13 protein-coding genes and 1 pseudogene are annotated in these 14,859 nt (G+C 65.7%); 3 read left to right on the top strand and 11 right to left on the bottom strand.

Features of this window, described 5'->3' with window-relative positions; genetic code table 11:
• Positions 1-100 precede the first annotated feature (100 nt).
• From U1707_RS16445 to aroQ, 9 genes and pseudogenes are all read right to left on the bottom strand, one after another.
• Positions 101-1,609: pseudogene (locus tag U1707_RS16445) on the bottom strand (tryptophan halogenase family protein).
• A gap of 59 nt (positions 1,610-1,668) precedes the next feature.
• Positions 1,669-3,000, bottom strand: coding sequence for an ABC1 kinase family protein (locus tag U1707_RS16450; RefSeq protein WP_332801142.1), 1,332 nt, complete (start codon positions 2,998-3,000; stop codon positions 1,669-1,671).
• Between the two features lie 524 nt (positions 3,001-3,524).
• Positions 3,525-4,937, bottom strand: coding sequence for a type I glutamate--ammonia ligase (gene glnA, locus U1707_RS16455; RefSeq protein ID WP_176498911.1), 1,413 nt, complete (start codon positions 4,935-4,937; stop codon positions 3,525-3,527).
• A gap of 142 nt (positions 4,938-5,079) precedes the next feature.
• The gene (locus U1707_RS16460) at positions 5,080-5,418 is read right to left on the bottom strand and encodes a P-II family nitrogen regulator (protein WP_055875939.1); all 339 of its coding nucleotides are present in this window, start codon (positions 5,416-5,418) and stop codon (positions 5,080-5,082) included.
• Between the two features lie 202 nt (positions 5,419-5,620).
• On the bottom strand, positions 5,621-5,956 hold the full coding sequence (locus U1707_RS16465; RefSeq protein WP_332801244.1) for an arsenate reductase family protein: 336 nt from the start codon (positions 5,954-5,956) through the stop codon (positions 5,621-5,623).
• A complete protein-coding gene (locus U1707_RS16470; protein ID WP_332801143.1) occupies positions 5,953-6,468 on the bottom strand; it encodes a hypothetical protein in 516 nt (171 codons plus the stop codon). The genes U1707_RS16465 and U1707_RS16470 overlap by 4 nt, the downstream gene beginning before the upstream one ends.
• Positions 6,469-6,473: 5 nt before the next feature.
• Positions 6,474-7,826 (bottom strand): acetyl-CoA carboxylase biotin carboxylase subunit, encoded by a 1,353-nt coding sequence (gene accC, locus U1707_RS16475; protein WP_253072259.1) that lies wholly within the window; start codon positions 7,824-7,826, stop codon positions 6,474-6,476.
• Entirely contained in the window at positions 7,826-8,308 is a 483-nt protein-coding gene (gene accB / locus U1707_RS16480; protein WP_332801144.1) for an acetyl-CoA carboxylase biotin carboxyl carrier protein, read from the bottom strand. The genes accC and accB overlap by 1 nt, the downstream gene beginning before the upstream one ends.
• 14 nt (positions 8,309-8,322) lie before the next feature.
• Positions 8,323-8,757, bottom strand: a complete 435-nt coding sequence (gene aroQ / locus U1707_RS16485; protein ID WP_332801145.1) for a type II 3-dehydroquinate dehydratase — start codon at positions 8,755-8,757, stop codon at positions 8,323-8,325.
• 116 nt (positions 8,758-8,873) lie between these two features.
• On the opposite strand from aroQ, the gene thiS reads away from it, so the two are divergent.
• The 3 genes from thiS (at position 8,874) to U1707_RS16500 (ending at position 11,078) form a co-directional block, all read left to right on the top strand.
• The gene (gene thiS / locus U1707_RS16490; protein WP_332801146.1) at positions 8,874-9,881 is read left to right on the top strand and encodes a sulfur carrier protein ThiS; all 1,008 of its coding nucleotides are present in this window, start codon (positions 8,874-8,876) and stop codon (positions 9,879-9,881) included.
• A gap of 112 nt (positions 9,882-9,993) precedes the next feature.
• Positions 9,994-10,176, top strand: a complete 183-nt coding sequence (locus tag U1707_RS16495; RefSeq protein ID WP_131582493.1) for a CsbD family protein — start codon at positions 9,994-9,996, stop codon at positions 10,174-10,176.
• 248 nt (positions 10,177-10,424) lie between these two features.
• Positions 10,425-11,078, top strand: coding sequence for an HAD-IA family hydrolase (locus tag U1707_RS16500; protein ID WP_332801147.1), 654 nt, complete (start codon positions 10,425-10,427; stop codon positions 11,076-11,078).
• A gap of 117 nt (positions 11,079-11,195) precedes the next feature.
• Here U1707_RS16500 and U1707_RS16505 read toward each other — a convergent pair whose 3' ends face one another.
• Both U1707_RS16505 and U1707_RS16510 read right to left on the bottom strand, forming a co-directional pair.
• Positions 11,196-12,866 (bottom strand): formate--tetrahydrofolate ligase, encoded by a 1,671-nt coding sequence (locus tag U1707_RS16505; protein WP_332801148.1) that lies wholly within the window; start codon positions 12,864-12,866, stop codon positions 11,196-11,198.
• A 367-nt stretch (positions 12,867-13,233) separates the two neighbouring features.
• A complete protein-coding gene (locus U1707_RS16510) occupies positions 13,234-14,829 on the bottom strand; it encodes an isocitrate lyase (protein ID WP_332801149.1) in 1,596 nt (531 codons plus the stop codon).
• Positions 14,830-14,859: the final 30 nt, after the last annotated feature.

A 14,859-nucleotide genomic window follows, 5' to 3' on the forward strand; every position in this document is an offset into this window, starting at 1 on the left:
GGCGCGATAGGCGGCAGTCGTGGCGCGCCGATTACGAATTTAAGAAACGCGTGTAGGGCGTTCTTAATGTTCGTTTAATGTCGGTGGTCGTTGCGCCGTGTCAGAACGGCGCAGCGCACTGCCGCGCGATCGTGTCGGCGTGCGCAGGAAGCGTCCGCACGGTAGCGGCATGGCGATTGCGGATATCGGCGAGGAATGCCGCCAGCTGAGCGCGCGACAGCCCCTCGGCGAGCGGCGACCATGTGGCGGGATCGATCCCCTGGCCGATCATCACCTGTACCCATGCCGGTTCGGTGAACAGGTCCGTCACTTCATGGGTCAAAATCGCGCCGGCGCGGAACTGCGCGATCTTGTCCGCGAGCGAATCCGGCAGCGCCATCTCGCGGCACCGCTGCCAGAACGGCTCCTGACGACGGTTCGCGTGATAGTGCAGGATGAGAAAGTCGCGTACCGTGTCGTATTCGAGATGCGTTTGTCGGTTGTAGGCGGCGCGCACAGCGGTGGTGTCGCCGGACGACGGGAACAGCGACAGCAGCCGCGCGACCGCCGACTGGACCATGTGGATGCTGGTGGATTCGAGCGGCTCCATGAACCCCGAGGCCAGGCCCAGCGCGACGACGTTGCGTTCCCAGAAGCGCGCGCGCTTGCCGGTCGCAAACCGCAGCGGACGCGGATCGCCGATCGCCTCGCCGTCGAGCGCCGCAAGCAGCCGTGCCGCCGCGTCGTCGTCGGAAAGATCCGCCGCGGCATAGACGAGGCCGTTGCCGGTGCGATGCTGCAGCGGGATCCGCCATTGCCAGCCTACCGGACGCGCGGTTGCACGCGTGTAGGGGAGCAGCGGCGCGGTCGCCTCGCATGCCACCGCGATCGCGCGGTCGCAGGGTAGCCAGTGCGACCAGCCCTCGAACCCGACGTCCAGCGCATCGCCGAGCAACAACGAGCGGAAGCCCGAGCAGTCGAGGAAGAAATCGCCCGAGATCGCCGTGCCGTCGTCCAGCGTTACGCTGGCGAGGTCGCCGCTCTCACCGTCGCGATGCGCGGCGACGATCGTTCCCTCGATACGGTCGACGCCGTTCGCCTCGGCGATCCGTCGCAGCCAGCGCGCGAGCAGCGTCGCATCGAAGTGATAGGCATAGGCGATCTCGGGATGACGATCGAACCGTGCATAGGCCGCTGCCTGCGCGGTCGCGACATAGTCACCGAGCGGCGCGGCGATCCCGTCTGCCCGTGCGCGCAGCCAGTGATGATGGAACGGAACGACGCCCAGACCGCGCCCCACGGTACCGAATGCGTGCATGTAGGGGCTACCCGGTTCGGACCAGTCGACGAATTCGATCCCGAGCTTGAACGTCCCCTACGTCGCGGCGAGCATCGCGTTTTCGTCTATTCCCAGCGCGGCCGTGAACAACCGGATCTGAGGAATGGTCGCCTCGCCGACTCCGACCGTGCCGATCGCGTCCGACTCCACCAGTCGGATCCGCGTGGTGCGCGGAACGAACCGGGCCAGCATCGCCCCGGCGATCCAGCCGGCGGTGCCGCCCCCGACGATCACGATGGTCTTGAGCGGGGCGGGTGCGTGCGAAGAGGAAGGCATGTGGTTGTCTAGCATGGGAATACATGCCGTCCTCGTCCCCCGCTTCCTACCGGGACGATTCTTCGCCCGACGCTTCAGTCGTCTGCGAACATGCCGGCGATCAGCGCGCGAACATCGACCCGCGCCTTCAATCGGGCGGCGAGCAGGGCGGTGCCGCTGATCTTGCGCTGGACGAACAGCATGTCGATGGGCGGCAGGTGCCAGGTGTCGCGGTCGCGCGCGATCTCGGTGCCTTGGTCGCGGAGCACGCCGACGAATGCGCGGTCGCCAAAGTCGAACGGACCGGGCTTGGCAAGTTCGGCGAGGATGACGTCGATCATCCGGTCGACCAGCTCGCGGTGCTGGAGCACGGCCGCTTCGCCGAGGAACCCGGCGGCGATCGCGGATTCTCGCACGCCGTCACGGTCGCCTGCCAGCGCCGCGGTGAGCAGGCGACGATAGCCTTCGCCGGTTTCGGCGGGGAGGGGGCGGGCCGCGCCGAAATCGAGCAGGACGAGTTTTTCGGTTTCGGGCTGCCAGCGATAGTTGGCGAAGTTGGGGTCGGTCTGCATCAGCCGCCAGTCGAACAGTTCGCGCAGAACGAGCGAGATCAGGTCGTGCATCACGCGGTCGCGAACGGCTTGCGGCGCGGTCTCGAGCGTTTCGACCGGGACGCCCGTGACGAAGCTCATCGCGAGTACGCGTGGCGTGGTGAGATCGGGGTAGAGCGTGGGGACTACGAACTCGGGCTGGTCGGCGAGCAGGTCGCCGTAGCGCGCGAGCATCTGCGCCTCGCGGAGATAGTCGGCCTCCTCGTGGAGTTGCTTCTTTGCCTCGGTCAGCAGCGGCGCGATATCGAGGCTTTTCGGAAGCATTCCGGACACGCGCAACAGCGTCGCGACGTTGTCGACGTCGGCGTCGATACTTTCCTTCACGCCGGGATACTGGACCTTGATCGCCAGCTCGGTGCCGTCGGGCAGGCGGGCGCGGTGGACCTGGCCGATCGAGGCGGCGGCGACGGGGTGCGCCTGGAAATGCGCGAAGCGGCGGCGCCAGTCCTTGCCCCATTCGGCCGCGAGGACACGGTCGAGTTGCTGCGGCGGCATGTGGTTTGCATTGTTGCGCAGGCGGGCGAGGATGGTCGCGAGTTCGGGCGGGAGCATGTCGCCCGCGTCCATCGAGATCATTTGCCCCAGCTTCATCGCTGCGCCGCGGAGGTGGGAGAGCTGGTCGGCAACACGGGTGGCGTTGGCGGGGGTGAGGAGCAGGTCGCCGATCTTGGGGCGTTCGCCGTTTGCGAGACGGCGGGCGCCTTCTGCTACTACTCCGCCGGCGACGCCGCTGGCGAGTTTGCCGAAGACGCCGAGGCGGGCGAGGCGGCCGCTCGGGATCGCACGTCCGGCGCTGTTGCCGCTGTCTTCGCTCACGGGTGTTCCTTGGGTTTTGGGGGGCGGTGCGTTGCGATTGGGATATGGGTGGCGGGAGCGGTCGATCAATCGAACCCCGCGCGCGAAGTTAACCGAGGCTACCTCCTCTTGTTCTCCCGCGAAGGCGGGAGCCCAGTCTGGGTCCCCGCCTTCGCGGGGAAACATGGTTGGCGCGGATGCACTTGGACCTACCTTTTCATCATCCCCGACCCCGTCGTCATCCCCGCGCAGGCGGGGATCCATAAACTCGACCGCTCGCGCTTCGATCGTGCCGTCAGCCAGTATGGGTTCCCGCCTCCGCGGGAATGACGGAAGGGGGGCCGCTATCATATCTCTTCCATCCGAACTCGCCGGGACGAAGAGCAGGAGGCCCGTTTGGCCTGAAAGAAAAAGGGCGCCCGGATTGCTCCGGGCGCCCTTATCTCACTCAGCGACGTGGCAAAGCCACGCCGTCGGTCGTCGTTGCTCGACGCCGGCCGACAGCGGATATCCGCTGCGCGGATCGGCGCGAGCGTGGTCGCGCCTTATCCGCTGTAGTACATGTCATATTCAACCGGGCTAGGCGTCATCTCCCAGCGCGCGACCTCGGCGCGCTTGATCTCGACATAGCTCTCGATCTGGTCCTTCGAGAACACGTCGCCCTTCAGCAGGAAGTCGTGATCGGCAAGCAGGCAGTCGAGTGCCTCGCGGAGCGACCCCGCGACGGTCGGGACCTGGGCGAGCTCTGCCGGCGGCAGGTCGTACAGGTTCTTGTCCATCGCCTCGCCCGGATGGATCTTGTTGAGGATGCCGTCCATGCCGGCCATCATCAGCGCCGCGTAGGCGAGATACGGGTTGGCCAGTGCGTCCGGGAAGCGCACTTCGACGCGCTTCGCCTTGGGACCGGTGCCGTACGGAATGCGGCACGATGCCGAGCGGTTGCGCGCCGAGTAAGCGAGCAGCACCGGCGCTTCGTAACCGGGGACGAGGCGCTTGTAGCTGTTGGTCGACGGGTTGGTGAATGCGTTGACCGCCTTGGCGTGCTTGATGATGCCACCGATGAAATACAGGCACATGTCGCTGAGGCCCGCATAGCCATTGCCGGCGAACAGCGGGGTCTTGCCTTCCCAGATCGAGAAATGCGTGTGCATTCCCGAGCCGTTGTCCTCCTTGATCGGCTTCGGCATGAACGTCGCCGTCTTGCCGTACGCATGCGCGACCTGGTGGACGACGTACTTGTAGATCTGCATGCGATCCGCGGTCTGCGTCAGCGTGCCGAAGGTCAGGCCCAGCTCATGCTGCGCGGCCGCAACCTCGTGGTGATGCTTGTCGCAGGGCAAGCCCATCTCGATCATCGTCGAGACCATCTCGCCGCGGATGTCGACGGCCGAGTCGACCGGTGCGACCGGGAAATAGCCGCCCTTGGCGCGCGGGCGATGGCCGAGGTTGCCGCCCTCATATTCGCGACCCGAATTGCCCGGCAGCTCGATATCGTCGATCTTGTAGTAGCTGGTCGAATAGCTGTTCTCGAAGCGGACGTCGTCGAACATGAAGAATTCGGCTTCGGGGCCGACATACACGGTGTCGCCGACGCCGGTGGTCAGCAGATACGCTTCGGCGCGCTTGGCGGTCGAGCGGGGATCGCGCGCGTACAGCTCGCCGGTCGAGGGATCGGCGATGTCGCAGATCAGGATCATCATCGGCGTCGCCGAGAACGGATCGACATAGACCGCGTCGAGATCGGGCTTGAGCGTCATGTCGCTCTCGTTGATCGCCTTCCAGCCTTCGATCGACGAGCCGTCGAACATCAGGCCGTCGGTCAGCTCGTCTTCGCCGATCAGGCTGGCGACCATCGTCAGATGCTGCCACTTGCCCTTGGGATCGGTGAACCGCAGATCGACCCACTCGATCTCCTGGTCCTTGATCATATTGAGAACGTCGGAGGCCGAATTCGCCATGATGCTTGCCCTTCGTTTGCGATATCGCCCGCGTCATGCGGGGGAATCTAATTGCGGTATGGTTATCGATTTCCACACAATGTTGCGCCGCGTCAAATGACGATAACGTCACCGCCCGTCAACGCCCATGCGTGGTTCTGAACTAGATTGCGTCGTCGTCGCGTTCGCCGGTGCGGATGCGGAGTGCGCTCTCGACCGGGATGACGAAAATCTTGCCGTCGCCAATCCGGCCGGTCTGCGCGGCTGCGGCGATCGCCTCGACGACGCGCTGCGCAAGGCCGTCCTCGACGACGACCTCGAGCTTCACCTTGGGCAGGAAGTCGACGACGTATTCCGCGCCGCGATACAGCTCGGTGTGGCCCTTCTGCCGGCCGAAACCCTTGGCCTCGGTCACGGTGATGCCGCTCACGCCGATCTCGTGCAGCGCTTCCTTCACCTCATCCAGCTTGAACGGCTTGATGATGGCTTCGATCTTTTTCACAGGTACGCCCCCGATTGTTGAAACCCTCGCCCTTTCGGCCGAGCTGAACGCCCTTGCGGGTCCAGTTTACGCCCTCGCGGGCGCCTTGCACCAAGCGTGCCAGCCGCGGCGCCCTCGGGCAACCGTGGAATGTGGTTGATTTCACTGCCCGAAATTGCGGCATCCGGGCGGTGCGTGCGCAATGTAAGGGCAGGGGAGCCGATCACAGGATTTCGCGCAGCCGCGCGATCGGACGGCCGAGCCGGACGCCCTTGTCGGTCTCGACCAGCGGGCGCTCGATCAGCAGCGGATCGATCATCATCGCGTCGAGGATAGCCTCGGCGTCGCCATGCTTGACCGCCTTCGCGCCGTCCTCGGCCATGCGGAGGCCCTGGCGCGGCGTCAAGCCCGCGCGGTCGTACAGGCGAACGAGTTCCGCGCGGGAGGGAGGGTTCTTGAGGTATTCGACGATCGTGACATCCGCCCCGGCTTCTTGCAGCAGAGCAAGCGCCTCGCGGGATTTCGAGCAGCGCGGGTTGTGGTAGATCGTCGCCTTCACGATGTCGGCTTCCCCGTCCGCCATTCGGTCATCGCCCGCCGATATTGCTCGGATGCCTTGAGACGCGGCATGTACCGGATCGGGCGGCGGCTTGCGAAGGGCACGCTCATGTTCGTCAGGCTTCCCCGTGCGCCGCAATAGGTGCTGCACCCCCGATTGCCGTCATCGAGCTTGAGCGAAGACCCGGCATGCGAGACGGTGAGCACGCACGCCGGTTCTCCGGGTAACGGCGTTTCGAGGTCGCGATAGACGAGTGTCGCTCCGCGGGAAGTCGCGATGCCGGCAATGTCGCACTGATGACCGTTGAAGAAATCGAGATGCGCGCGAACATAGGCTGCGTTCGCAGCTACGGGCACGATCTCGACGACATTCTCGCCGGTGTATTTTTCGCCGGTCACCGTGCCGTCGGTAAACTGGGCGTAATAGCGCCCGGCCAATCCCTCGACCGGATCGGGGGATGTCGGTCCCGCAGCCAGCAGGACCGGAACGGCAAGCAACATCCACCGCGACATCGTCCCTACGCCCCTTGTTTGGCCAACCACTCTTCCAGCCACTTGATCGTGTACGCGCCTTCCTGGAATTCAGGATCGTCGAGCAGCGCACGGTGCAGCGGGATCGTCGTCGTGACGCCCTCGATCACCATCTCCTCGAGCGCACGGCGTAACCGGCGCAGCGCACCCTGCCGGGTCGTCCCGTAGACGATCAGCTTGGCGATCATCGAGTCGTAGTAAGGCGGCACGCGATAGCCGGCATACAGCCCGCTATCGACGCGGACGTGCATCCCGCCCGGCGCGTGATACACCTTCACCAGCCCCGGCGACGGCGCGAACGTGCGCGGGTCCTCGGCGTTGATCCGGCATTCGATCGCATGGCCGCGGAACTGGACGTCTTCCTGGCGCAGCGTCAGCGGATGACCCTCTGCCACCCGGATCTGCTCGCGCACGAGGTCCAGCCCGGTGATCATCTCGGTCACCGGATGCTCGACCTGGAGCCGGGTGTTCATCTCGATGAAGTAGAACTCGCCCGCTTCCCACAGGAACTCGATCGTCCCTGCGCCGCGATAGCCCATGTCGGCCATCGCCTTGGCGACGATCCCGCCCATCCGCTCGCGCTCTTCGGCGGTGATGATCGGCGAGGGGGCTTCTTCCAGCACCTTCTGGTGGCGGCGCTGCAACGAACAGTCGCGCTCGCCGAGATGGATCGCGTTGCCGTTGCCGTCGCCGAAGATCTGGAATTCGATATGCCGCGGATTGCCGAGGTATTTTTCCATGTAGACGGTGGCGTCGCCGAACGCGGCCTTCGCCTCGCTGCCGGCCTGCTGCATCTGCGTTTCGAGATCGTCGGCATCGTTGACGACCTTCATTCCGCGACCACCGCCGCCGCTAGCGGCCTTGATGATCACTGGATAGCCGATGTCCTCGGCGATCCGCTTGGCCTCGGCGATGTCGCTGATCGCGCCATCCGAGCCAGGGACGAGTGGAAGCCCGAGCGCGCCCGCGGTGCGCTTGGCCTGAACCTTGTCGCCCATCGTTCGGATGTGCTCGGGCTTCGGCCCGACGAACAGAATATTGTGGAGCTCGACGATCTCGGCGAACTGCGCGTTCTCGCTGAGGAAGCCGTAGCCCGGATGAATCGCGTCCGCGCCGCTGATTTCGGCGGCCGAGATGATGTTCGGGATGTTCAGATAGCTGTCCGCGGCGGACGGCGGTCCGATGCAGATCGCCTCGTCCGCGAGCCGGACGTGCATCGCGTCGGCATCGGCGGTCGAGTGCACCGCCACCGTCTTGATGCCCATCTCATGGCAGGCACGGTGGATCCGCAGCGCGATCTCGCCGCGGTTGGCGATAAGCAGCTTCTTGATTTGCGGCATTATTCCACCACGACCAGCGGCTGATCGAACTCGACCGGCTGGCCGTTCTCGACCAGGATCGCGGTCACCGTGCCCGCCGACGGCGCGACGATCGTGTTCATCACCTTCATCGCCTCGATGATCAGCAGCGTGTCGCCGGCATTGACCTTCTGGCCGACGGTCGAGAACGGCTTCGCCTCGGGGTTCGCGGCGAGATAGACCGTGCCGACCATCGGCGACTTGACCGCGCTCGCGCTGATCGCGGGGGCGGACGCGCCGACCTCGGCCTGCGGGATCGAGAGAGGGGCGGACACCGGTGCGGGGGCCTGCGCATAGTGCGCGACGGGCGCGGCCTGGGCGGCCTTGCGCGCGACACGGATGCGGCGCGAGCCGTCCTCGACCTCGATCTCGGTCAGCTGCGTGGTGTCGAGCAGTTCGGCGAGCTGGCGTACCAGGGTCACGTCGACCTGCATGGCGCCTGTTGTTTCTGGTGTATCGTTCATGGCGGGGCCTCCTGTCAGAACCGTGCGACGGCTTCAAGCGCGAGCAGATACGAAAGCGCGCCGAAACCCGCGATCGTGCCCTTGGCCGCTTGCCCGACCAGACTCACATGCCTGAACGATTCACGTGCGTGGGGATTGGAAAGATGCACTTCGATCACCGGAGTCTTCACGCCCTTGATCGCATCGTGCACCGCGACCGAGGTGTGCGTGAACGCACCGGCGTTGAGGATCACCGCCTTCGCGCCGCGCGCCTGCGCCTCCTGGATCCAGTCGACGAGGTGGCCCTCGTGATTCGACTGGCGCATGTCGATCTCCAGGTCGAGCTCGCGGGCGCGATCCTCCAGCATCCCGGCGATGTCGTCGAGCGTCTCGTCGCCATAGATTTCCGGCTCGCGCGTTCCCAGCAGGTTGAGGTTGGGGCCGTTCAGGACGAATATGGTGTCTGGCAAGGGCGGCCTTTCAGTCTTGATCAGTTGCGGCCACGGCGCCGCGGACCCTATATGCGCGTCCTCATACCCGTTCGTGTCGCGCGAAGTCGAGACACCCAGCAGGCGATCGATACATCATGCCCCATTCCGACGGCACCGTCTCCATTACCGTGAACGGCGAGCACAAGCGCGTCACCGCCGGGCTGAGCCTCGCCGAACTCGCGACCGAACTCGGCCTCGTGCCCGAGAAGATCGCGGTCGAGCGCAACATGGAGGTCGTGCCGCGCTCGACCTTGGCGGACGTGATGGTCGAGGACGGCGACGACCTCGAGATCGTGCATTTCGTCGGTGGCGGCGACCACGAGGATAGTGGGCATGGGGACAGCTGGACCGTCGCCGGCCAGACCTTCAAGTCGCGGCTGATCGTCGGCACCGGCAAGTACAAGGACTTCGCGCAGAACGCCGCGGCGGTCGAGGCGTCGGGCGCAGAGATCGTCACGGTCGCCGTCCGCCGAGTCAACGTGTCGGATCGCAACGCACCGATGCTGACCGACTTCATCGATCCGAAGAAGATCACCTACCTGCCCAACACCGCCGGCTGCTTCGATGCCGAGTCGGCGATTCGCACGCTGCGACTGGCGCGCGAGGCGGGCGGATGGGAGCTGGTGAAGCTCGAAGTGCTCGGCGAAGCGAAGACGCTCTATCCCGACATGGTCGAGACGCTCCGCGCGACCGAGATCCTCGCCAACGAAGGCTTCAAGCCGATGGTCTATTGCGTCGACGATCCGATCGCGACGAAGCGCCTGGAGAACGCGGGCGCGGTCGCGATCATGCCGCTGGGGGCGCCGATTGGCTCGGGGCTCGGCATCCAGAACCGCGTGACGATCCGGCTGATCGTCGAGGGGGCAGGGGTGCCCGTGCTGGTCGACGCCGGCGTCGGCACCGCGTCGGATGCGGCGGTGGCGATGGAACTCGGCTGCGACGGCGTGCTGATGAACACCGCGATCGCCGAGGCGAAGGATCCGCTGATGATGGCGGCGGCGATGAAGGCCGCGGTCGAATCGGGGCGGCTCGCCTATCGCGCCGGACGGATGGGGCAGCGCCGCTATGCCGATCCGTCGAGTCCGCTGGCGGGGCTTATTTGATTCCGCGGGTCGTGACGCAAACGTCACGGAACCCACGGTAAAGACGGCCGTTATACCTTCGCAAGTTCAAGCGGCCCGGTTGGCGGGTCCGCAAAAGCAAGTGGAGGCTCTGATGGGCGAGTTCACCGACAAGGTCGCAGCGGCAGGCAACAAGGTTGCAGGCAACGTCAAGGAAGCCGTCGGCAAGGCGACCGACAATGAGAAGCTGGTAGCCGAAGGCGAAGCGCAGCAGGTCAAGGGCACCGCGCAGAACGTCAAGGGCAGCGTCAAGGGCGCGCTCGGCGACGACATCTAAGCTTCGGCTTGATGTGAGAATACAGGCCGCTTCGGGAAACCGGGGCGGCCTTTTCTTTGCGTGCCGTCTCCGGTTCCACACCCACCACCCCGGCGAAGGCCGGGGCCCAATTGCGGAACGATCCTGATTACGGGACGCTTGTAGTTACCGCGGCCATACCAATTGGGCCCCGGCCTTCGCCGGGGTGGTGCAGAGAGCGAAACCAAACTTTGTTGCCCATCCGACTAAACCCCATCACAGGCACCCGCATGACCCTTCCGACCCGCACCTACGCCGCGTTCCTGTTCGACATGGACGGCACGATCCTCACCTCGATCGCGTCCGCCGAGCGCACCTGGACTAAGTGGGCGATCGCGCACGGCCTTGATGCCGCGACGTTCGTGCCGACGATCCACGGCGTGCAATCGGTCGAGACGGTCCGACGCCTGAACCTCCCCGGTGTCGATCCGGTCGCCGAAGCCGCCGCGATCACCGCGGCCGAGATGGAGGATGTCGGCGACATCGAACCGATCGCCGGCGCTGCCGCGTTCCTCGCCAGCCTACCGCCCGAGCGTTGGACGATCGTAACCTCGGCGCCCCGCGCGCTCGCCGAAGTCCGCCTCAGAGCCGCCGGCCTGCCGATCCCCGCGACGATGATCGCCGCCGATGACATTCCGACCGGCAAACCCGCGCCGGACTGTTTCCTGGTCGCCGCCGGACGGCTCGGCGTCGCGGCAAGCGATTGCCTGGTCTTCGAGGATGCCCCTGCCGGGATCACTGCAGGTGAGGCGGCGGGGGCGGATGTTCTCGTGATTACGGCCACGCATTCGCATGTGGTCACGACGTCGCATCCGACGGTGGTCGATTATGTCGGGTTGTCGGTCGCGGTCGGGCCAGACGGTCTGGTCGTCACGCGAGACTGACACCCCGCCCGTCGTCATCCTGACGAAAGTCAGGATCCAGAGCCACTAAGGGCATCGACGGTTACCCTGGATCCTGACTTTCGTCAGGATGACGGAGGTGAGGTAGCATCTGAGGCCTCAGAACAGCCCCTCGATCAGCCCTTGGTCGTTCAGGTGGATCGCCTCCGCCGCCGGCACGCGGGGCAGGCCCGGCATCGTCATGATCTCGCCGCAGATCGCGACGACGAACCCTGCGCCTGCCGCGAGGCGAACTTCGCGTACCGGCACGATGTGTCCTGTCGGTGCGCCGAGCAGCGCCGGGTCGGTCGAGAAGCTGTATTGCGTCTTGGCGAGGCACACGGGCAGGTGGCCATACCCCGCATCCTCCCAGCGCTTGAGTTGTGCCAGCACGCTCGGCTCGGCGACCGCATGTTCGGCGCGGTAGATGCGCCGGGCGACGGTGTCGATCTTGTCGAACAGCGACAGTTCGTCGCCATAGATCGGCGCGAACCCGCCGCCATGCGTCTCGCAGATCTCGGCGACCGCATCAGCCAATTCGACCGCGCCCGCGCCACCATCCGCCCAATGCCGGCACAGGATCGCGCGCGAGCCGTGTTGCGCCGCGGCGTCGACGATCGCCGCGATCTCGGCATCGCTGTCGGTGTAGAAGTGGTTGATCGCGACGATCGCGGGGACGCCGAACTGGCGGATGTTCTCGATGTGGCGGACGAGGTTGACCGCCCCCTTGCGGACTGCCTCGACGTTCTCTTGCGCGAGGTCAGCCTTCGCTACGCCGCCGTTCATCTTCAGCGCGCGCGCGGTGGCGACGATCACGACCGCGTCGGGGGCGAGCCCCGCCTGGCGGCACTTGATGTCGAAGAACTTTTCCGCGCCCAAGTCCGCGCCGAAGCCCGCTTCGGTGACGACGTAATCGCCGAGCGACAGGGCGGCGCGTGTGGCGATCACCGAGTTGCAGCCGTGCGCGATGTTGGCGAACGGCCCGCCGTGGAGGAACGCGGGGGTGCCTTCGAGCGACTGAACGAGGTTGGGCTTGATCGCCTCCGCCAGCAGCACCGCCATCGCGCCGTCAGCCTTCAGGTCGCGGGCGGTGATCGGCTTGCGGTCGCGCGTATACGCCACGACGATATCGCCAAGCCGGCGCTCCATGTCGGCTAGATCGTTCGCGAGGCACAGAATCGCCATGACTTCAGAGGCGACAGTGATGTCGAAGCCCGACTCGCGCGGATAGCCGTTGGCGACGCCACCGATCGACTGGACGATGTCGCGCAATGCGCGGTCGTTCATGTCGAGCACCCGGCGCCACACCACGCGGCGGACGTCGATCTGGAGCGCGTTGCCCCAATGGATATGATTGTCGATCATCGCGGCGAGCAGGTTGTGCGCGGTCGTGATGGCGTGGAAATCGCCGGTGAAATGGAGGTTGATGTCCTCCATCGGCGCGACCTGCGCACGGCCGCCACCGGTCGCGCCGCCCTTGGTGCCGAAACAGGGGCCGAGCGACGGCTCACGGAGCGCGAGGACGGCTTTGCGGCCGGTATGGCGCAGCGCGTCGGCGAGGCCGATCGAGGTGGTGGTCTTGCCTTCGCCCGCCGGCGTCGGGTTAATCGCGGTGACCAGGATCAGCCGGCCTTTCGGGCCCGATTTACGTGTTTCGAGCCAGTCGAGCGCGATCTTCGCCTTGTAGCGGCCGTAGGGCTCGATCGCTGCGTCGGGGATGCCGAGACCGTCCGCGATGGTGGCGATGGGGCGCAGCGCGACGCTGCGGGCGATGGCGATATCGGTGTCCATGGCGGCGTGCGTAGCGATGGAGGGGGCGGGGTGCCAGACGCATTTTGGATCTTTAGGCCCCTCCCTGGAAGGGAGGGGTGGGGGTGGGTCGGCCCGATTTGGCCGCTGCCGCGGCCCGAGGAACCAACCCACCCCCAACCCCTCCCTTCCAGGGAGGGGAGTAAGGTCGGCATCCGTCTGAAGAAACTCAGCTGGTTGGTTGCGGGGTGACGGGGGGAGGGTAATCCACAGCGCGCCGCGGCTAAGCCGCCCTTCGACTGCCTGCGAAGGCAGGCGCTCAGGACAGGCTAAGTCGGACGGGGCTTTTGGCCCCGCCGGCCGGGCGTGATGCCGGGTCCGCGCCGGAGCTTTCGCTCCGGCTTGGGCATCACGCCGCGAATTGGTTCATCGTATTGTGCGCGCCGCCGGCCTTCAGCGCCGCCTCGCCCGCAAAATACTCCTTGTGATCGTCGCCGAGATCCGAGCCGGACATGTTCTGGTGTTTCACGCAGGCGATGCCCTCGCGGATTTCCTTGCGCTGGACGCCCTTCACATAGCCGAGCATGCCGGCGTCGCCGAAATACTCCTTGGCGAGATTGTCCGTGCTTAACGCGGCCGTGTGGTAGGTCGGCAGCGTGATCAGGTGATGGAAAATACCCACGCGCTTGGCCGAATCCGCCTGGAAGGTGCGGATGCGTTCGTCGGCCTCGTCGGCGAGCGTCGTGCCGTCATAATCGACGCTCATCAGGCGGGCACGGTCATAGGCGGAGACGTCCTTCCCCTCGGCGACCCAGGCGTCGAACACCTGCTGGCGGAAGTTCAGCGTCCAGTTGAAGCTCGGCGAGTTGTTGTAGACGAGCTTGGCGTTGGGCACGACCTCGCGGATGCGGTCGACCATGCTGGCGATCTGCTCGATATGCGGCTTCTCGGTCTCGATCCAGAGCAGGTCGGCGCCGTTCTGCAAACTGGCGATGCAGTCCATCACGCAGCGATCCTCCCCCGAGCCGGCGCGGAACTGGAACAGGTTCGAGGGCAGGCGCTTCGGGCGGAGCAGCTTGCCGTCGCGGTTGAGGATGACGTCGCCGTTGCGCGCAGTCGTAGGATCGATCTCCTCGCAGTCGAGGTATGAGTTATACTGGTCGCCGAGGTCGCCGGCTTCCTTGCTGACCGCGATCTGCTTGGTGAGGCCGGCGCCGAGCGAGTCGGTGCGCGTGACGATGATGCCGTCCTCGACGCCAAGTTCGAGGAACGCGTAGCGGCAGGCGCGGACCTTCGCGAGGAAGTCCTCGTGCGGGACGGTGACCTTGCCGTCCTGATGACCGCACTGCTTCTCGTCGCTGACCTGGTTCTCGATCTGGAGCGCGCAGGCGCCCGCCTCGATCATTTTCCGCGCGAGCAGGTACGTTGCCTCGGCATTACCGAAGCCCGCGTCGATGTCGGCGATGATCGGCACGACGTGCGTCTGGTGGTTCTCGATCGCGTTGAGCAGGCGCTGTTCCTCGATCGCGTTGCCGGATGCGCGCGCAGCGTCGACGTCGCGAAACATCATCCCGAGTTCACGTGCATCGGCCTGCCGGAGAAAGGTGTAGAGTTCCTCGATCAGCGCGGGGACGCTGGTCTTCTCGTGCATCGACTGGTCAGGTAGCGGGCCGAATTCGCTACGCATCGCCGCGACCATCCAGCCCGAAAGGTACAGATACCGACGGTCGGTGGTGCCGAAATGCTTCTTGATGCTGATCATCTTCTGCTGCGCGATGAACCCATGCCAGCAGCCGAGCGACTGGGTGTAGTTCGCCGGGTCCGCGTCATAGGCCGCCATGTCCTTGCGCATGATCGCGGCAGTGTAGCGCGCGATGTCGAGCCCGGTGGCGAAGCGGTTCTGCAGCCGCATGCGGGCGACCGACTCGGGCGAGATCGCGTCCCACGTGCCGTTCTGGTCGGCGATGAGGTTGGTCAACTGGGCGATGTGGGTCTGGTAGGTCACGGGCGATCCTTCGCTGCTGCGTTGATCGTC

The sequence above is a fragment of the Sphingomonas sandaracina genome, from assembly GCF_036663695.1.
Classification (GTDB): domain Bacteria; phylum Pseudomonadota; class Alphaproteobacteria; order Sphingomonadales; family Sphingomonadaceae; genus Sphingomonas.

Coding starts and splice junctions, on each gene's coding strand:
- U1707_RS16500 (WP_332801147.1), top strand. CDS start 10,425: ATGACCCTTCCGACCCGCACCTACGCCGCGTTCCTGTTCGACATGGAC.
- U1707_RS16495 (WP_131582493.1), top strand. CDS start 9,994: ATGGGCGAGTTCACCGACAAGGTCGCAGCGGCAGGCAACAAGGTTGCA.
- accB (WP_332801144.1), bottom strand. CDS start 8,308: ATGAACGATACACCAGAAACAACAGGCGCCATGCAGGTCGACGTGACC.
- thiS (WP_332801146.1), top strand. CDS start 8,874: ATGCCCCATTCCGACGGCACCGTCTCCATTACCGTGAACGGCGAGCAC.
- glnA (WP_176498911.1), bottom strand. CDS start 4,937: ATGGCGAATTCGGCCTCCGACGTTCTCAATATGATCAAGGACCAGGAG.
- U1707_RS16505 (WP_332801148.1), bottom strand. CDS start 12,866: ATGGACACCGATATCGCCATCGCCCGCAGCGTCGCGCTGCGCCCCATC.
- U1707_RS16470 (WP_332801143.1), bottom strand. CDS start 6,468: ATGTCGCGGTGGATGTTGCTTGCCGTTCCGGTCCTGCTGGCTGCGGGA.
- accC (WP_253072259.1), bottom strand. CDS start 7,826: ATGCCGCAAATCAAGAAGCTGCTTATCGCCAACCGCGGCGAGATCGCG.